At 34.8% G+C, this 18,392-nt stretch carries 22 protein-coding genes; 18 read left to right on the forward strand and 4 right to left on the reverse strand.

All coding sequences use genetic code 11. The annotated features are described in order from the left end of the window. Window positions 1–67: 67 nt before the first annotated feature. From hemW to ACQV2P_RS02805, 6 genes are all read left to right on the forward strand, one after another. Window positions 68–1,195 carry a radical SAM family heme chaperone HemW gene (hemW, locus tag ACQV2P_RS02780; RefSeq protein ID WP_428894607.1) on the forward strand — a complete coding sequence of 376 codons (1,128 nt, stop codon included), beginning with the start codon at window positions 68–70 and terminating at the stop codon, window positions 1,193–1,195. A gap of 381 nt (window positions 1,196–1,576) precedes the next feature. Further along, window positions 1,577–1,813 (forward strand): hypothetical protein, encoded by a 237-nt coding sequence (locus ACQV2P_RS02785; protein ID WP_428872734.1) that lies wholly within the window; start codon window positions 1,577–1,579, stop codon window positions 1,811–1,813. Between the two features lie 38 nt (window positions 1,814–1,851). Then, window positions 1,852–2,259: a GNAT family N-acetyltransferase gene (locus ACQV2P_RS02790; protein ID WP_428872736.1), complete on the forward strand. Its 408-nt coding sequence runs from the start codon at window positions 1,852–1,854 to the stop codon at window positions 2,257–2,259. Between the two features lie 121 nt (window positions 2,260–2,380). Continuing rightward, complete coding sequence (locus tag ACQV2P_RS02795) at window positions 2,381–2,758, forward strand: GntR family transcriptional regulator (protein WP_428872737.1); 378 nt, start codon at window positions 2,381–2,383, stop codon at window positions 2,756–2,758. Then, a complete protein-coding gene (locus ACQV2P_RS02800; RefSeq protein ID WP_428872738.1) occupies window positions 2,758–3,621 on the forward strand; it encodes an ABC transporter ATP-binding protein in 864 nt (287 codons plus the stop codon). Before ACQV2P_RS02795 ends, ACQV2P_RS02800 begins: the two co-directional genes overlap by 1 nt. 1 nt (window position 3,622) lies before the next feature. Next, complete coding sequence (locus tag ACQV2P_RS02805) at window positions 3,623–4,246, forward strand: ABC-2 transporter permease (RefSeq protein ID WP_428872739.1); 624 nt, start codon at window positions 3,623–3,625, stop codon at window positions 4,244–4,246. Between the two features lie 54 nt (window positions 4,247–4,300). Here the strand turns inward: ACQV2P_RS02805 and ACQV2P_RS02810 are convergent, their stop codons facing one another. Then, window positions 4,301–4,708: a helix-turn-helix domain-containing protein gene (locus tag ACQV2P_RS02810; RefSeq protein WP_428891664.1), complete on the reverse strand. Its 408-nt coding sequence runs from the start codon at window positions 4,706–4,708 to the stop codon at window positions 4,301–4,303. 193 nt (window positions 4,709–4,901) lie between these two features. Between ACQV2P_RS02810 and ACQV2P_RS02815 the strand changes: the two genes are divergently transcribed. After that, the gene (locus tag ACQV2P_RS02815; protein WP_428872741.1) at window positions 4,902–5,228 is read left to right on the forward strand and encodes a hypothetical protein; all 327 of its coding nucleotides are present in this window, start codon (window positions 4,902–4,904) and stop codon (window positions 5,226–5,228) included. An 89-nt stretch (window positions 5,229–5,317) separates the two neighbouring features. Here the strand turns inward: ACQV2P_RS02815 and ACQV2P_RS02820 are convergent, their stop codons facing one another. Beyond that, entirely contained in the window at window positions 5,318–6,625 is a 1,308-nt protein-coding gene (locus tag ACQV2P_RS02820; RefSeq protein WP_428894608.1) for a ClC family H(+)/Cl(-) exchange transporter, read from the reverse strand. 222 nt (window positions 6,626–6,847) lie between these two features. Here ACQV2P_RS02820 and ACQV2P_RS02825 point away from each other — a divergent pair, with 222 nt between their 5' ends. After that, complete coding sequence (locus ACQV2P_RS02825; protein ID WP_428874900.1) at window positions 6,848–7,747, forward strand: magnesium transporter CorA family protein; 900 nt, start codon at window positions 6,848–6,850, stop codon at window positions 7,745–7,747. A gap of 42 nt (window positions 7,748–7,789) precedes the next feature. Here the strand turns inward: ACQV2P_RS02825 and ACQV2P_RS02830 are convergent, their stop codons facing one another. Continuing rightward, window positions 7,790–8,272, reverse strand: coding sequence for a hypothetical protein (locus ACQV2P_RS02830; protein WP_428872744.1), 483 nt, complete (start codon window positions 8,270–8,272; stop codon window positions 7,790–7,792). 92 nt (window positions 8,273–8,364) lie between these two features. Here ACQV2P_RS02830 and ACQV2P_RS02835 point away from each other — a divergent pair, with 92 nt between their 5' ends. From ACQV2P_RS02835 to ACQV2P_RS02865, 7 genes are all read left to right on the forward strand, one after another. Then, the gene (locus ACQV2P_RS02835) at window positions 8,365–8,883 is read left to right on the forward strand and encodes a GNAT family N-acetyltransferase (RefSeq protein ID WP_428872745.1); all 519 of its coding nucleotides are present in this window, start codon (window positions 8,365–8,367) and stop codon (window positions 8,881–8,883) included. A gap of 109 nt (window positions 8,884–8,992) precedes the next feature. Next, a complete protein-coding gene (locus ACQV2P_RS02840; RefSeq protein WP_428894609.1) occupies window positions 8,993–9,490 on the forward strand; it encodes a methylated-DNA--[protein]-cysteine S-methyltransferase in 498 nt (165 codons plus the stop codon). Between the two features lie 14 nt (window positions 9,491–9,504). Continuing rightward, window positions 9,505–10,209: a hydroxyacylglutathione hydrolase gene (gene gloB / locus ACQV2P_RS02845; protein WP_428892569.1), complete on the forward strand. Its 705-nt coding sequence runs from the start codon at window positions 9,505–9,507 to the stop codon at window positions 10,207–10,209. A gap of 14 nt (window positions 10,210–10,223) precedes the next feature. Then, complete coding sequence (locus ACQV2P_RS02850) at window positions 10,224–10,925, forward strand: response regulator transcription factor (RefSeq protein ID WP_428872748.1); 702 nt, start codon at window positions 10,224–10,226, stop codon at window positions 10,923–10,925. Then, window positions 10,909–11,805, forward strand: a complete 897-nt coding sequence (locus ACQV2P_RS02855; protein WP_428872749.1) for a sensor histidine kinase — start codon at window positions 10,909–10,911, stop codon at window positions 11,803–11,805. The genes ACQV2P_RS02850 and ACQV2P_RS02855 overlap by 17 nt, the downstream gene beginning before the upstream one ends. Before the next feature lie 105 nt (window positions 11,806–11,910). Beyond that, complete coding sequence (locus ACQV2P_RS02860; RefSeq protein WP_428872750.1) at window positions 11,911–12,669, forward strand: ABC transporter ATP-binding protein; 759 nt, start codon at window positions 11,911–11,913, stop codon at window positions 12,667–12,669. Then, a complete protein-coding gene (locus tag ACQV2P_RS02865) occupies window positions 12,663–14,648 on the forward strand; it encodes an FtsX-like permease family protein (RefSeq protein ID WP_428894610.1) in 1,986 nt (661 codons plus the stop codon). Before ACQV2P_RS02860 ends, ACQV2P_RS02865 begins: the two co-directional genes overlap by 7 nt. A 52-nt stretch (window positions 14,649–14,700) precedes the next feature. Here ACQV2P_RS02865 and ACQV2P_RS02870 read toward each other — a convergent pair whose 3' ends face one another. Beyond that, entirely contained in the window at window positions 14,701–16,167 is a 1,467-nt protein-coding gene (locus ACQV2P_RS02870; RefSeq protein ID WP_428872752.1) for an NCS2 family permease, read from the reverse strand. A gap of 191 nt (window positions 16,168–16,358) precedes the next feature. Here ACQV2P_RS02870 and ACQV2P_RS02875 point away from each other — a divergent pair, with 191 nt between their 5' ends. From ACQV2P_RS02875 to ACQV2P_RS02885, 3 genes are all read left to right on the forward strand, one after another. Beyond that, window positions 16,359–16,688 (forward strand): hypothetical protein, encoded by a 330-nt coding sequence (locus tag ACQV2P_RS02875; RefSeq protein WP_428872753.1) that lies wholly within the window; start codon window positions 16,359–16,361, stop codon window positions 16,686–16,688. Between the two features lie 65 nt (window positions 16,689–16,753). Beyond that, entirely contained in the window at window positions 16,754–17,581 is an 828-nt protein-coding gene (locus ACQV2P_RS02880; protein WP_428872754.1) for an exodeoxyribonuclease III, read from the forward strand. Window positions 17,582–17,602: 21 nt separating this feature from the next. Beyond that, entirely contained in the window at window positions 17,603–18,334 is a 732-nt protein-coding gene (locus ACQV2P_RS02885) for a YebC/PmpR family DNA-binding transcriptional regulator (protein WP_428872755.1), read from the forward strand. Window positions 18,335–18,392: the final 58 nt, after the last annotated feature.

Below are 18,392 nucleotides of genomic sequence, written 5' to 3' on the forward strand. Positions count from 1 at the left end.
ATAAGTACTATTAAATTTAAATCAAACTCGTTATAGTAGAATGAGAGAATTAAAGGTGGGAGAAGCTATGCAAGAAACAATTGGACTCTATATACATATCCCTTTCTGTCAAAAGAAATGCCATTATTGCGACTTTTTAACCTTTGTGGATATGGAAGAGAGAATGGATGAATACGTTACCTACTTAATTAAAGAAATGGCTCTTTATAGTGGAAACTATCAATTAGACACAATTTATTTTGGTGGCGGAACACCTTCTTATTTAGAAGCTGAACAGATGGTTAAGATTATGGAAGGCATCCAGAGTCATTTTGTGATTCTTTCAGATTGTGAGATTTCGATTGAAATGAATCCCGAATCTGTCACGGAAGAAAAAGTAAAAACCTATTTAAAATATGGGTTCAATCGCTTTTCTATGGGAGTCCAGTCCTTTGATGATGCAACCTTAAGAATGATGGGGCGTTTACATGATCGTGAAACAGTCTATCAAAAGATTGCTTTATTAAAAGACTTAGGTGTTAAGAAATTGGGAATTGATTTGATGTTTGCTAACCCTAAACAGGACATGGATGTTTTAAAAAGGGACATAGAATTAGCTATGGAATTACCGCTTAATCATATTTCTTATTACTCCCTAATGATTAAAGAGAACACACCTTTTCAGCGTTGGGTGTTAACTGGACAGATGCGCGTTTTAGACGATGAAATTGAAAGAGAAATGTACCATTATATCCAATCAGAACTGACAAAACATGGTTTCCACCAATATGAAATTTCCAACTTTGCCAAAGGTGATGTTGAAAGTCGCCATAATAAAAAATACTGGCAGTTGAAGAATTATTTAGGAATTGGTTTAGGAGCTTCTTCTAATATTGATTTCGTGCGTTTTGTTAATCATCGACGTTTTGATGATTACTACGGCATGATTGATCAAGGAAAATATCCTATCCAAATGAGTGAAGAACTTTCTTTAGAAGATCGCGAAAAGGAATATATTATGTTGAACCTACGTTTATTAAAAGGGTTTGAATTTAGTGAAATTAATCAGCGCTTTGGTATTGATTTTTTAACCAAGTACCAAGCAGTCCTGTCTAAACATAAAAAGTTAGGCTTGATAGATTACGATAACCAGGGTATCTGGTTTACTGAGAAAGGCTTGGATATTGGGAATCAATTTTATTTAGATATTTTATAGGAGGGGTGCAATGGAAATAAGACGGTTAAATCATTATCAAGATAATCGCTTTAAGAAGAAATCTTAAAGCAGCAGGGTGCCTTTTTAATCGATAATCAACCATATAGTGTTCAGATTATTAATCGTCATACTGCTCGATTTACAGGAAAAGATGATAATAACTTTTCAGCCTTAATTGAAGCTTTTCGTTTTTATGCTGAACATATAGATACTTTTCTCGATAAAAACAATCAAATAATTAAACAATTTCAACCGGTTAAACTTTTTTATTTGGAACTGGATCACATTCAGCCTTCGCAGTTCTATGTAGATAAGGACAAATTGCAGGCTATTTCATCTTTTATCAGAAAACAGACAGATATCATCATACCAGTTACAAAAATGAACAAGAGATGGGTCTCTTTAGACGGGCATAGCCGTTTGGCTTATGCTGTAGAAAATGGCTTTAAAACGATTCAAGTTTATGAAACAGCTGCTGATGAGGGTTTGGAATATTTTGTCAAAGAGGCAATAGCTCGTGACATATTATCACCTTATGACTTAAAAGTTTTGACACATGATGAATATCAAGTCCAATGGAATCAGTTTTGTGATGATTATTTTTCGTCGTTAAACTAAGCCGATTTTTTAAGTTTATAAAGTAAGGAAGGATTTTAATGAACGATATTGAAATTAGAGAAGATGGACTGCTTCCATTTGAGCAAATTTTAGCTCTTTATGAAAATGTTCGTTGGACAGCCTATACTAAAGAACCAGAGCTTTTAGAAAAAGCTATCCAAAACAGCTTAAAAGTTTGGACAGCTTGGGAGGGTGATCAACTAATTGGCCTAGCACGTGTAGTAGGGGATGGGCTAACCATTATCTATATTCAAGATATTTTAGTACTTGAAGATTATCAAGGACAAGGTATTGGTAGTCAGTTATTGCAGAAGATATTAAAAGAATACCAAGCGGTGCGGCAAATTATATTGATGACTGACGATACTGATAAAACACAAAGTTTTTATAAGAAAAATGGTTTATTTAGAACAGACGAGTATCAGTTAGTAACCTATATGAAATAAAAGTCTAAGTCTCCAATTCTTTATTATAAGAATGGAGGCTTTTTTTATGGAAAAAACTTGTCAAAAACAACCGTTGTGTATATACTGTATATATACACAACAACTAAGGTGAGGTGAATCAATGAACATTTTAATATCCAAGTTAAATCCCAAGCCTATTTATGAACAGATAAAAGAACAGATTATCCAAGCCATTTTAAATGGGGATGTGGAAGAAGGAGACTTACTTCCTTCGGTAAGGGGCTTAGCAAAAGACTTAAAAGTCAGTGTAATAACGACCAAAAGAGCTTATGAAGACCTTGAAAGAGAAGGTTATGTAACTTCAGTGGTCGGGAAAGGTACCTATATAGCTGAGCAAGACCATGATTTCATTAGAAGGAAATACTTAAAAAGAATGGAAGCATTAATTAAAAATCTGATTGAAGAAAGTGCGATGATTGACCTCAGTTTGGAAGAAATAAAAGTATTGGTGGAAAGGATCTATAAGGAGGGTAAATAATGGGAGAATTTGTGATTGAAATGAATCAAGTATCAAAAACATTTACTGATTTCTCAATTAACAACTTAGATTTAAAGATTCGTAAAGGTTATGTGACTGGTTTTGTGGGACCGAATGGATCTGGAAAAACCACGATCATAAAATTAATTATGGGACTTATGAAAGCAGAAAGTGGATCGATTAAAGTTTTTGGTAAGGATCTTAAAAAGCATGTGGTAGCCATTAAGGAAGAGATAGGCTTTGTTTATGCGGAAAATTATTTCTATGATCACTTAACAGTCGAAGAAACGGGAAAAATGATCGCCCCTTTTTATAAAAAATGGGATTGGGAAACCTACTGGTCTTACACCCAATCATTTGGATTATCAAAAGCTAAAAAAATAGAAGAACTCTCAACGGGTATGAAAGTAGCGCTTTCTTTAGCCATTGCCTTATCACATGATCCTATGTTGATTATTCTTGATGAGCCAACTTCTGGGCTGGATCCTATCGTAAGAAATAGAGTTTTAGATATTTTGTTTGACTATATCCAAGACTCTGAAAAGTCTGTTTTTTTCTCAAGTCATATTATGACAGATATAGAAAAAATAGCTGATCATATTGCAATGATTCATTATGGAGAACTGATTATTAATAAAGAAAAAGATTATCTCCTCAACCAATACAGGTTAGTGAAGGGACCTAAAGAAATTTTAGACGACGAGCTCAGGAGCCAATTAATTAATTGCCGAGAAACATCAGTCGGATTTGAGGGCCTTTCGTCAAACTATGAGCTATTTAAAGAATTATTTGGAGAACAAGTGATTATCGATCCGGCTAATCTTGAAGAGATAATGGTTAATTTATTTGATGAAAGGAGATAGTATGAAGGCTTTAATCCATAAAGAATTTATTTTAAATTCTAAAAAAAATTTACTGATTTTTATGGCTATATTTTTTGTGGGATGTGTTCTATCCGATTCATTTCAAATTCCAATCATTTGTCCCGTTGTTTTGACAGTTTGGTACCCACTAATTATGAATGAAAAGGAAAATTTTAAGAAATCGGGAGTGCTTTTAAATAGTTTACCTATTGAGGCTGAAAAAATCGTCTTAGCTAAATATGTTTACACTATTTTGATGGGGACGCTATTTTTTATTAGTTTTATTTTACCAAATTATCTTTTACCCGAATTCAAGGCCTACTCTCCTAATGAAGTTTTAATTGCCTTTACTTATTCAATAGGTTCGATCTCATTTTCATACTTTGCATATTATGTTATTGGTAAATTTTTTTACCAAATATGTAGTTTAATGTCTTTCTATTTTTTCTTTTTTTTAGCTAAAAGTGAAGGAACTCTAAATGAACCATTATTTGCTCCATTTACCAATTTTTCCAATCAATTTTCTTTTCAAGAACTACTCATGCCATTGTCTGTTTATATCATTCTATCACTCAGTCTTTCTTACATATTAGCTGCTCGATCTTATAGCAAAAAAGATTTTTAAAGCGAGTTTCATTAAGAAAGATAACATTAAAGATTTTTCTTAAATGTTGTCTTTCTATTGATTTTTACGATTCTTGTGTAAAATGACTTGTACAATATACCCTAAACTTCCCCCAGCTATAGCAGACAAGAAAGCCATCCAAAAGATCTCATCCTCACGAAAACGGTTCGCTGAATAAGCCCAAACGCCAACTAAAATGAAAAAAGTTAAGGCAAAGGCTAGAATAAAGAGTGGATTGTTACTTTGAAAAGCTTGAAAATCGCCTAGACTATCTTTTAGGATGGAGTCTGTTGAAGTTTTAAAAACTTCACTCAAAGCTACAATGTTTTTGAGATCTGGATTACTTTGATTACTTTCCCATTTAGAAACAGCTTGTCGCGAGACATCAATTTTATTTGCCAGTTCTTCTTGAGACAAGCCTTGCTTCTTCCTTAAAGTTTGAATACGCTCACCAATAGTCATAATAAATTCCTCCTATTTAAACTTTCCTTAATTTTATCAAAAGACTTAGCTGCTTATCTAGCAACTATAGTTGGCAAAGTCGCAAGGAGTGGTTGAATTAAAAAAATAATGGCTTCTTTTTCTTTTAGGTCCTAAGTCTGATTAGCTTGAAAACTTAAAATAGTATAATTAAACCATAGAAAGGAAGATGAAAATGATCCCACTAAATATATATGTGCAAAGTGTTGAAAAGAATTTTTGGATTTATAATTTTGTTGCTTCTTTTATTTATTTTGCTATTAATGGCTTTGATGCTTTAAGTAATTTCATTCTATTTCCACTAGCTATTATGTTAATTATTTATATTTTAAAAGAACGTTTGAGGTCAACCGCAGATACCCAATTTTTAGGATTTTACCCTCTAGGTAAAGATTTTGGTAAATTAGTTATTGCTTCAATTATGAACTATGTTATATGGCAGGTATCAGGCTTACTCTTCTTTGTTGCCTTAGTTTATTTATTGTGGAAAGAGTATCACTAATCCATTAAAACGAATAGTTCGTTTAAACTGAGCAAACATAGTGGGGTCCCCTTAAATGTACCATGTAATATAAAAAGTCTGTTTTCTCTTTATTGAGGAACAGACTTTTTTGTATGATTGAAGTGAGTTTGATTAAGTAATATCAGATCAAGTAGGCTTTCACAAATGGGAGGACTTGCTAGTAACTCAGCGACTAAGTAGCTAAGATAAGTAACCAAGGTGATAGGAAATAACCATGGGAGAGAAACACCTGTCATTTCAAGAATTAAAAAAATACCAGAAAGGGGTGCTCTGACAATTGCAGCAAAATGTCCACTCATTGCAAATAAAGAAAGATAGATGATAAGGTCAGAGGGAATCAATCCTAAATTGTATAATAAACTGCCATAGAGATTACCTAATATAGCTCCAATAGATAATAATGGAAAAAAGATACCACCGGGCATGCCTGAACAAAAAGCGAATGCTAATAATAATATCTTCATTGAATATAAATAAGATAGGTAGTTAGGATTAGGGTTCGCGCCGATTGGGAAACTTATTAAATTAGCTCCAGAACCAAATAAATTACGGTCAAAATAGAGTATAATAGCGGTTAATATAAAAGGTAGGATTGATTTTAGCCATTGAGGAATTGCTAAAACCTGTGAAAGACCTTTTCCCTGGATTATTATCCAATTAAACAATACACCAGAAAGACCCGTAATAAGCCCTAAACCAAGACAAGTTATCAATAAATTATCTGGAAGTTCTGCTTGTCTAAGCAGAATAATAGAAGGTTGATTTCCTAAAATACTATTAGCTGTTTGATTAGCAAGCAGCACGATTATACCGGCATAAATAAATAATTGCCTACTTGTTTTATAGAATAAACCTTCTAAGATAAAAGATAGCCCTGATAAAGGTGCATTGAAAGTAGCCGCCATTCCTCCTCCTGCTGCACCAGCTATTAGGTAACGACTGATAGAAGAATCGCTATGAAAAAACTTACTCACAACTTGCCCGATAGTAGAGCCGATTTGAATAGATGGGCCTCCTCTTCCTAGAGTTAAGCCGGAGCCAATAGCAGCAATTCCACCAAAAAATTTGTAAATTAAAACGGTGAGCCCATTTTGATTTAAATGCTTGTGAAGAAGGCCATTTATTCGTGGGACACCTGACCCTCCGATAGCTGGTTCCATTTTTAAGTTAAAGGCGGTAAAAAATCCCAGACCTAGCATAAACAAAGCATAAATAATAAGATTTGTTATATTTTGATGCGAGAGTGATAATAAGGAGTATGAAAAATTTGCAAGATGATTGATAAGAAGATTAAAAGCTGCTATTACACAGCCAGTTATTAATCCGGTAAGGGCGCAGAGCAAGAGCGTTTTGATTGAAGTATAAGTGTTTTTCATAAAAAACCTCCTTTTTTATTCTAGGGCATCTTATTTTTTTGACAAGTGCTTGTTAATTGAAGGTTATACATTTAGCGAGTGATATAATAGTATTTGAAGTAAAAATTCACTTATAATAAAGTGGGGTCAACGATTAAATAGTTTGAATATAAAAAAGAGCATTCTTGAGCAATTTAAACCAAGTAAATGAAATTTCTAAACAATTTAAAGGAGACTGAATAGATGGTGAAAGATGTTCATTGGCAATTATTTCAAGGGTTAGCCGAGCAAGAGTTGGAGAATATCTGTGGAAAGTTAAAAATTCCTAACGACTACCTTACAAGCGTCAACGATCCTTTTGAAATAGCGCGTATAGAAGATGGGGTTAATATCAAAGGGCATTCGACTTACCTAGTCGTTTTACAATACCTACTACCACAATCTAATAATTTGGAAGAATGTGAATACAAGACACGAGCTATTTCGCTAGTAAAAGTGGAAGACCAGCTGTTTGTGAGTCTCAATGAAGATCCTCAGTATTTTTCAGATCTTTTTAAACAATTTGATCGAAATATTCAATTAAGCTATGAAGAGATGATAATGAAAGTTTTTTGGAAAATTCAAAACGAAACCATTAAAGTTTTAGCTTGGGTGCATGAAGAAATTGAAGACATGCAAAAAGATATTGAGTATTCTTCTCAAAATAAAGAACTTTACCGTCTTATGAGACTTGATAAAAGCTTGGCATATATAAAAACAGCCGTGCATAATAATCGAATAATTCTGGAAAAAATTAGTCAGGATGAAAGATTTCAGTCTGTGCCTGCTTTGAAGTCTTTAATGCATGATGTCTTGATTGAGTCGTATCAGGCCGAATCAATGGTTAATGAAGGGATGCGAATCACCGGTCAATTAAGTGATCTATTCTCGAATGTAATTTCCAATAATTTGAATAATGTAATGAAAGTTTTAACCTCGATTACGATTATTCTTACGATTCCGACAATTATTGGAGGACTGTGGGGAATGAATGTACCACTTCCGTTTGCAAATAGCGAAGCGGGATTTTTTATGACAATTCTATTAAGCTTAATAATCAGTATCGTTGTTGTGTTTTGGTTAAAATCTAAAGATTATTTATAATTAAGCTTCCAAAAAGCCAGACAATGATTGTCTGACTTTACTTTAAGGACGTGTAACATCTTGAACATCTACTTCAATATTTGCTTCTTTTAAATGGGCGATTAGTTTGCCTTCATCATTTAAAGGAAAAGATTGGGCAAAATACTGCTTATTGGCTTTTCCTAATAGATTGATACGGTTTTTTTTAAGATCTCTAGTTAAAACAACACGATCGACCTTTGCAAAAGAAATTGGAATCATTACGGATAAAGTTCCTCTGAAAATAGAAAAATCATTTTTTGAGATACCTCTAGCTAATGGGCCCGAGATAAAATAAAGAATGGCTGAAGCAATCAATAAATAATGCCACCTACTAGTTGCAAATTGAAAACCAATCCAAACTAACAAACCGATGGTTATTAATTGAGTCCAAATCCAGTAGCTTTGAGTTACTTCTACAAAAAGATTGCGACTTCTTTTATAAAAATGATAACTACTACCAGCGATTAAAGCGATAGTCAAGAGTATGGATACGATGTCTTTCAAAAGATCACTCCTTAAATTTTGCCTTAAAATAACTATACCATTCTTGAAAGCAATAAGCTATTAACATTTATAAGAAAAGGAACGATAATCATATGTTTTTAAAACAACCTGATTTAAAAGATATAGATAGAATTGAAGCATTTTTAGACAGTTATCCTGAATCTGATCAATGGATTGCTGGGACTTCTAGTCTTCACCGATATCATGGAAAATTAGACCAGTGGATTAATTTAATGAAGAATTGGTCTCAAGGGAAGGAACTACCTGTCGGTAGAGTACCCGTGATTCAATGGCTATGTCTTGATGAAAAAGGAACAATGATCGGTGCCATTAATTTACGTCCTCATCTGAATGACTATTTACTTCATTCTGGGGGTCAGATTGGTTATGTGGTTCATCCAGACTATCGGTTTAAAGGTGTAGCAAGTTGGATGCTAGGTGAGGCCTTGAAGAAAGCCCATGAACTAGGAAATGAACGCATTCTAATTACTTGTAGAGCCAGTAATAAAGCCTCTCAAGCGACCATTAAAAAGTGGAAGGGTGTATTGGAAGACCAAAGAATAGAAAAGGGTGTAAGGGTAAATCGTTATTGGATTGACTTACCGAGTTAACTTAGAAGGTTTAAAAGATGTCAGTATCTTCAATTAAGATTCGGTTTTTATTCATTTGTAGATGCTAATTTGTTAGGATAAATTGAATGAAAGATCAGGGGGAATTTTGTTGATCCCTACGATTTATGATAGTCCGATTGGACGATTACAACTTTTAGTAGACCAAGAAGCGCTCATTAGCCGATGGTTCAAGAACAAAGGAAAGGTGGAAGAAAATTTACCGGACAATGTGCACTTTATTTCAAGGTCGAGACCTGAATTTAAACCCTATATCAATTGGTTAGAAAGCTATTTCCGCGGACAAACTAACCCTGCCATTATTTTTTCCTTTCAATCCAATGAACCAGACTGTTTTTGGCAAAACGTTTGGCGAATATTAAAGAAAATTTCTTACGGAAAGACAATGACTTATAAAGAGATAGCGAAAACTATTGAAGCCGAAACTAAGCAAAAGGTATCTGCTCAAGCAGTAGGTGGGGCAGTGGGAGCCAATCCTATTTTGTTGCTCATTTTTTGTCATCGAGTGATCTCAGCAACAAATGCTTTGACTGCTTATAGTGCAGGGACTGATAGGAAGATTTGGTTATTAAATCACGAAAAAGTTTAGAAAGGATGAGACTGATGCAAATAAAAGCAATTCCTGCTTTAGAAGATAATTATATTTGGGTAATTGAAAAAGAAGATGAAGTTATTGTCGTGGACCCAGGAGAAAGTGAACCTTTAATAAATTACTTAAAAACACTAGGCTTAAAAGTCAAAGCGATTCTCTTAACGCATTTTCATGAGGACCACGTCGGTGGATTGAGCGAATTGTTAGCCAGTCAAAAGCATGTGGTGACCGTTTACGGACCGATTGAAGTTGAAGAAAGAGTTAATCAAGTGGTCAAAGGGAGTGACCGGTTGGAGATAAGTGGTTTAGAGTTTGAGGTGCTTAAAACACCAGGGCACAGTGCTGAGCATGTGTCATATTTACTGGGGAAGCATCTTTTCTGTGGTGATGTTTTATTCTCAGCAGGTTGTGGGCGTGTATTTACTAATGATTATCAAGCGCAATATGACAGTCTTCAAAAAATAAAAGACTTGCCTGATGAAACGCAACTTTATGCTGGACACGAATACACTTTAACTAACTTGGCCTTTGCTTTAACCATCGAACCTGACAACCAAAACTTAATGAACCAGCAACAAGCTGTCAAAGTTTTAAGGTCCAAAGGCTTACCGAGCCTCCCGACTAGTTTAGCTGTTGAAAAGGAAATTAATCTGTTCCTACAAGCTGAAAGCTTGAAAGATTTCATCCAATTAAGAAAAGCGCGTGATCAATTTTAGAAAGGAAGAAGGGTATGCGAGTATTTATCGTTGAAGATGACCCGATTATTGCTGAGGGTTTAGCGAATACACTAATTAAGCATCGGTTTGAAGTTAGAAAGTGTCTAGACTTTGAAAATGTTGTCGAAGAATGCCTCTCTTGGCAAGCCCATCTGGTCCTCTTAGATATTAATTTACCTTATCAAAATGGCTATTATTGGTGTAGTCAGTTGCGGGCTCAATCACAAATTCCAATTATTTTTATTTCTTCTTTATCTGAAAGTATGGACCAGCTAGTAGCCTTACAGATGGGGGGAGATGATTATCTAGTCAAGCCAATTGATCGTCAGCTGACTGTTGCAAAAATCCAGGCTCTTTTAAGAAGAAGTTATAACTATCAACCAGATAACAGTCTTAATCTTAGTTTTGATGGGATGACTTTAAATACACAAGCTTTAAGCCTTGGATACCAAGAAGAAATTATTGACTTAACCGCCACTGAATACCAAATATTAGCAGTCTTATTTAAGAAAAAGGGGAATTATGCAAGAAGGGATGAAATACTTGATGCCTGCTGGCAAGAAAACCAATTTATTGATGATAATACATTAGCGGTCAATATTTCACGCTTAAGAAAAAAATTGATAGCATTTAATCGTGGGCCGGTAATTGGTACTAAAAAAGGAGTCGGTTATTGTCTTTTAAAGAAAGAGGCAAAAAATGAAAGCTTTCATTAATGAATATCGCGGTCTGATATTATTTGTTCTCTTTATCTTAGCTCTTTTTGCTCTTGTTTTTTACTTATTTCATCTAAACTGGATGCATTACCTCATCCCTTCTTTACTGATTGTGCTTATTTTAGTCTTATATTTAGGGAGGCAATGGTTTTATTTTCAAATGGAAGTAAGTTACCAAGTAAAATTTCAAACTTTATTGGAGAGTTCACTTGTTGAGAAGAATATTCAATTAAATAGGGAGAAAGATTTGGAAGACTATTTCTTATTATGGGTCCATCAAATTAAAACACCGATTGCGGCAAGTAAAATGCTCTTAGAAGAAAGCGATGATCCGTCGAAAGGGCTACTTAATCAAGAGTTAGTCAAAATTGAATCTTATTCTAATTTAGCTTTAAATTATCTTAAAGTAACTAACCCTAAAAGAGACATGGTCTTTAGCCGGGTTCAATTGAATGAGATTATCCAACCGCTCTTAAAACGTTACCGCCATCAGTTCATCAATCAGGAGATTACTTTACACTATCAACCGATCGATCAAGCAATTTTAACGGAGGCTAATCTGTGTCAGATTATGATCGAACAAATCTTATCCAATGCTTTAAAATACAGCCCCAAAGGGAATATATGGATTAAATGGAGACAAGCTAGTTATGACTTGGTCATTGAAGATGATGGAAGAGGTATTCATTCTCAAGACTTACCTAAGATTTTTGATAAGGGTTATTCGGGCCATAATGGTTTACTGAACGAGCAATCTTCTGGTATTGGTTTATACATGGTGCAGTTAATTAGTAAGCGTCTCAACCAAGCCGTAAGTGTTCAGTCAAAAAAGGGTGAAGGAAGCCGTTTTATCATACAATTTAATCAAGAGATGAGTTAACCTTACAAAAATGTAAGGTTCTTTTACAATTTGTAAGTTTTGATAAAGGCTGATAATTAAATATTCCTATAGACTTGATTTAAGAAATAGAGGGGGGACTAGTTTATGTTATTAAGTGTAGAACATGTTGAAAAAATATACAGTGGGAGAGGCAATAAGACTATCGCCTTAAGAGATGTTAATTTTGCTATTAATGAAGGGGAATATGTAGCTATTATGGGAGAGTCAGGGTCGGGGAAATCAACTTTACTGAATATTTTAGCGACTTTTGATCAACCGACTGCCGGTCGTGTCTTGATAAATGATTTTGATTTGTCGGGGCTTAAAGAAGAGCAAATTGCCAGTTTTCGCCGTGAGAAGCTAGGGTTTGTTTTTCAAGATTTTAATTTATTAGATGGATTTACCAACCGGGACAATATCCTCTTACCAATGGTTTTATCACAGAAATCAGTGGTTGAAATGGAAGAACAACTTAAAAGGGTAGCTAGTTTGGTGGGGGTAGAGGCACTATTAGATAAATATCCCTATGAAATATCAGGAGGCCAAGCGCAACGGATTGCAATTTCTCGTGCTCTAATCAATCAACCGGATATTATTCTAGCTGATGAACCCACTGGGGCCTTAGATTCAAAGACTTCTGAACAGATTATGCAAATTTTTGTAAAATTAAATCAAGCAAGTAATACGATTTTGATGGTCACTCACTCGATAAAGGCAGCGTCTTCTGCTAACCGAGTTTTGTTTATCAAAGATGGCGTCATTTATCATGAAATATATCGAGGCCAACAATCATCACTTGATTTTCAAGATGCGATTGCTGACGCCTTAGCGATGTTGAATGGACGGAGGGAAGCAAAATGCTAAGTATGTCGACTGTTATCCGTAAGTCAGCTATAAAATCAATGAAGTCGAACAAAGAACTTTTTTTACCTTTCAGTCTTGCTTCCATTATTCTGTTTGCTTTAGAATATATTATTTTATCGCTCACTGGCAATCAATATATTATCGAACGGTCAGCCAGTTTAAATTCTATATTGATGATTGGTGTTTTCTTTGCGACTCTTTTGAATATTATTATTGTTTTGTACGCTTCTAGCTTTATACGAAAAAAGTTAACGCAAGAATTTGGTCTCTATTCCATTCTAGGATTAGCCAAAAAGCATGTAGGTCATATTTCGTTCATTCAATTTACGATTGTCCTTTTAGTTAATGCTTTATTTAGTGTTTTAATAGGTTATTTAAGTGGTAATTTTTTGTTTGTCTTATTTAATCGTTTAATGAAGGATACCGGAGCCGGATTTATGGATTATCCTTTTGATCCTAAAGCGGCCCTAGAAACCTTAGTATTGATGGTGGGAACTTACGCTATTATCTATCTCTTATCCATCTTAAAAATTCATCGTTTACAGTCGCTGGATTTGATGAAGGATAGCCGTAAGGGACAAGGGCGAGTTAAGAACCGCTGGATTATTTTGGCGATATGTTTAATCACCTTAGCGGCTGGCTATTATATTGCTCTTACTACTCAAGGTGTTTTAGATTCACTGTCTATGATTTTTATCGCTATTTTCTTAGTGATGATCGGAACATATTCTTTTTTCATGGCTTTTATGGTGTTTGTGTTGAAATTGATGCAAAAAAATAAGCGCTATTATTATCAACCCACTCATTTCTTAAGTACTTCAGGCATGTTGCAGAGAATAAGTAAAAATGCCACATCATTAGCCTCGATAACCATTTTAGCCACTGGTATTATGATGGTCTTGGCAATGACCTTAACCACCTATCGCAATATGGAAGCAGCTGCTGAAGGTTCCATGCCAAGAGAGTATGAAATAACTTTTGCTCCTTCTCAAGCTTATGAAAAAACAACAGAGGAACAATTAGAATTGTTACGAAAATTTCAAGCAGAACTTCAATCAACTGATTTGATTTCGAACAATTTAATTGAGACAAATGCGATGGAGGCTGTCTTGATTAAAGAAGATCATATTTATCCTTTGTTAGAGCCTGGTCAAAAGCAAAAAGTGGAAGAAGGAGAGCATAGCTTTGTTATTCTCGGGTTAAAGGCAGATTATCTAGCTAGATATCCCGATGAATCTGTTCCAGAAGATCAGTGGGTTCTTGCTTCTAATTTAAAGGATGTATCACATTGGGAAAAAATTTATTGGAAAGATGGATTAGAACGCGCGGTCTATATTGGTAAAGGTGAAATTATTCCTTATACCATTGGTGTTGATGCACTGTATTTTGGTGTCAATTCTTTAGCAGAGTTACAAGCGATGCAAAGGTATTTATTAGATAAGTCCGATATAGAATTATCCACTGTAAGCTCTTTATATTTTGATTTGAAAGAGCCTCAGTTTGAAAAAACAGTTCAAAAATTGGTTGATGAGCAAGGCTTTTTCATGGAGAGTAAGGACTATAAAAAGGAGTTGCTCTATCAGCTTAATGGTGGCTTATTATTTATCGGTCTTATCGTTTCAAGTGTACTGATAATAGGAATGATCTTGATGCTTTACTTCAAGCAAATATCAGAAGGTTATGCAGATAAAAAGAATTATCAAATTATGAAACAAGTGGGCTTACCTTTACAATTAATTAAGAAAACCATCCGCTCTCAAGTACTTTGGTTTTTCTTCTTACCTTTAATCATTGCAGTTGTTCATAATCTGTTTGCGAGTCAAATTATATTCAAACTGTTAGGTTTATTAGGTGTTAATAATTTTAATGATTATTTGTTTAGCTTCAGTATGGTCCTATCGGGATTTATTCTATTCTATCTGATTTTCTACCATCTAACTTCTCGGTCATACTACCGCATTATCAATCAAGAAGATTAAATAAAAACACCTGCTTTTTTTAAAAAGAAAGCAGGTGTTTTAAGTATTATTCTTAAATAATAGCTAGCACGATGAAGTTGATGATAAAGAGAACAATCGATACCCAAATAATTGGATGAACTTCTTTAGTTTGTCCTTTAGCTGTTTTAATGATTCCATAGAGAATGAATCCTGCTGCAATTCCGTTGGAAATGGAGTAGGTTAAACCCATAAAAACAGATGCGAAGAATGCCGGCACAGCATCTTCAAAATTCGACCAGTCAATATCGGATAGAGAGCTAACCATCAAAATCCCGACAATAATCAAGGCTGGTGCTGTTGCTTGTGCAGGAATTAAAGAGATGATTGGCGATAAGAAAGCAGAAAGAACAAAGCAAAGCGCTGTTACCACTGAAGTAAAGCCTGTACGACCTCCAGCTCCAATCCCAGCAGATGACTCGACAAAGGTTGTAGTATTGGAAGTACCTAGAATTGCTCCAAAAATTGTCCCTACTGAGTCGCCGAACAAGGCTTTATCCATCTTAGAAGTGAATCCTGAACCGGATTCTAAAGCTAATTGATCGGCTTTTGAAAAGATACCTGAGCGTAAACCAGTACCAATAAAGGTACCAATTGTATCAAAAACATCAGAAAGTGAAAAAGCAAAGATTGTCATTAAAACAATTGGTAAGCGAGTAAGATCGCCAAATAGAGAAGGGATTCCTGCACTGGTGAAAATTACGCCAAAAATTTGCCCAAGGTCAGCAAAAGCAGAAGAGAGAGAATTATCGGCGAATGAAACTTGTCCTAAGTCAACCACATTGGTTAGGAAAGCTAATACAGTTGTAACAGCGATACCAATTAAAATGGCTCCTTTAGACTTTCTCATCATTAGGATAATGGTGACAATTATACCAACAACTGCAATTAAGGCACCTGGTTGGGTGAAATTAACCAATTCTGGGACAATACCACCATCAGTTACAACGCTGAATACTCCACCAGAGATTGTTTCCGCCATAGGATCTCCATTATTGACAGAGATAATATTCCCGGCACCTGAGGTGAATTGTAAAAGACCAGCATTTTTTAAACCGATATAGCCGATGAAAATGCCGATACCAGCAGAAATAGCATGTTGTAAAAATGCAGGAATTGAAACGATTAATAATTTACGAATTTTAGTGATAGTGATTAAAACGTTCAAGATTCCACAAATGAATACCATGGATAGTGCCTCTTGCCAAGTGAATCCTAAGGCAAAAACAACCGTATAGGTAAAGAATGCATTTAATCCCATCCCGGGAGCTAAGGCGTAAGGAACATTAGCAAATATTCCAATGAATAAAGTTGAAATAGCAGCAGCAAAAATAGTAGCTAGAAATACTCCTTGTGCCGGCATACCTGCTTGTGACAAAATGGCTGGATTGACGAACATGATATAAGACATAGCAAGAAAGGTAGTGATTCCTGCTTGTATCTCTGTTCCTAGGTCCGTATTGTTCTCAGAAAACTTAAAATAATTGCGAATGGCTTCCATTGAATTCCTCCTCAAATTGATGAAATGATTGTAACAAAGATAGTTGTCTTTCGGAAGAGCATAAAAATATATAATCTTTTGTTAAATTTAAATGTTCGGCTTTTTTTACTAAAGAATGTGTTTTCATTTCATTGAAGCAATCTTTAGTTTTTCCTATACTGAGTAGGTATTTAAACTTAGGAGGTAGGCCATTGAATGATATGACAACCGGATCCTCCATTAAAAAGATTATTCGTTTTTCGATTCCTTTAATAATGGGGAATTTATTCCAATTATTTTACAATATGGTAGACACTTTTATAGTGGGGCGAAGTATTGGTTTAAATGCTTTAGCAGGAGTTGGATTAGCTGGTATTGCGGAATTAGTCATGAGGGTTATTGCCGCTTTTGTATTAACTCCTATGATTGGATTTTCTGGAACGGTCTTATCTAATCCGATGGCTTGGTTAGGTTCATTAATTATTTTAATACTAGCATTCTATCGTAAACACTATGAGTTGAAACAGTTGAGAGATTTATAGACCATTCGAGAAGCAAGGCTAAATATGATAAAATAAAGAGGCTAATATTTAAAAAGGAGAATGAAATGAAAATTATATCTTGGAATATTGATTCACTAAACGCTGCATTGACCAGTGATTCTAATCGAGCCATCCTGTCTCGAGAAGTTTTGATTAAACTCAACGCTTTGCAAGCAGATGTAATAGCTATTCAAGAGACTAAGTTATCTGCTAAGGGACCAACCAAAAAACATAAAAAGGTTATAGAGGAACTATTCCCTAATTATCAAATAGCTTGGCGTTCTTCTCAAGAACCAGCTCGTAAGGGATATGCTGGAACGATGTTTATGTATAAGAAAGACTTAAAAGCTGAAGTTTCTTATCCAGAAATTTCTTGTCCTCATCCAATGGATTATGAAGGTAGAATAATGACATTGGAATTTGCTGATTTTTACCTTACTAATGTATATACTCCAAATGCTGGAAGCGAGTTAAAGAGACTAGAGGATCGTCAGATTTGGGATGAAAAGTATGCTGATTATTTAGTATGTTTAGACCAAGTAAAGCCTGTGATTGCGACAGGTGATTTTAATGTAGCTCATAAAGAAATTGACTTGGCTCATCCAGACAGAAATCACTTTTCTGCAGGCTTTACAGATGAAGAGCGTCAAGGATTTACTAATCTTTTAAACAAAGGTTTCACGGATACTTTTCGTCATTTACATGGTCCAGTAGAAGGCGTTTATACTTGGTGGGCCCAAAGGGTTCGAACAAGTAAACAGAATAATTCAGGCTGGAGAATTGATTATTTCTTAGTGAGTGATCGAATCGCTGATAAAGTTCAAAGATCTGAAATGATCGATTCAGGCGAGCGTCAAGATCATACCCCCATCTTATTAGAAATAGATTTATAAAAGTGAAAGGAGTCGATAACATTGGCAGGACATTCTAAGTGGAATAATATAAAAAATCGTAAGGGTGCCCAGGATGCTAAAAGAGGGAAACTCTTCCAAAAATTATCACGGGAAATTTATATGGCAGCTAAACAGAGCGGAGGGGATCCGGACACTAATCCCGCTTTGCGTTTAGCTATGGACAAGGCTAAAGCCAATAACATGCCAAATGATAATGTCGATCGAGCCATTAAAAAGGCGACGACCTCCTCTGAAGGAGAGAATTATGATGAAGTGATATATGAGGGCTTTGGCCCTCAAGGGGTAGCTATTTTGACCGAAGCATTGACTGATAATCGTAACCGAACTATGACCAATGTCAGGATTGCTTATAATAAAAATGGTGGTAATATTGGAGAATCCGGAACGGTTAATTACCTGTTTGATCGCAAAGGCTATATTGTTTTAGAAAGAGAAAAGAACAATCTAGATGAAGATGAAATGTTGATGCTTGTTCTAGAAGTGGGCGGCGAAGACTTAGAAAGTTCTGAAGAAGTTTTTGAGATTTATACGGATCCCAGTGAATTAGCCAAGGTAAGAGATAAATTGTTGCAAGAAGGGCTAGTGATTTATACAGCTGAATTAACCTTAATACCCAAAACTTTTGTCAATCTATCAAAAAAAGATTATGAGGTACTGACAACCATTGTTGATGCTCTAGAAGATGATGACGATGTGTCTGAAGTGTTTCATAATGGTCAACTTGATGAATAAAAAACTCGAGATATTTTCTCGAGTTTTTTTAATATGTTTTTTTGCTTGACAGAATGTA

This window comes from Facklamia sp. P12932 (genome assembly GCF_050409545.1).
In the GTDB taxonomy this organism is placed as follows: Bacteria; Bacillota; Bacilli; order Lactobacillales; family Aerococcaceae; genus Facklamia.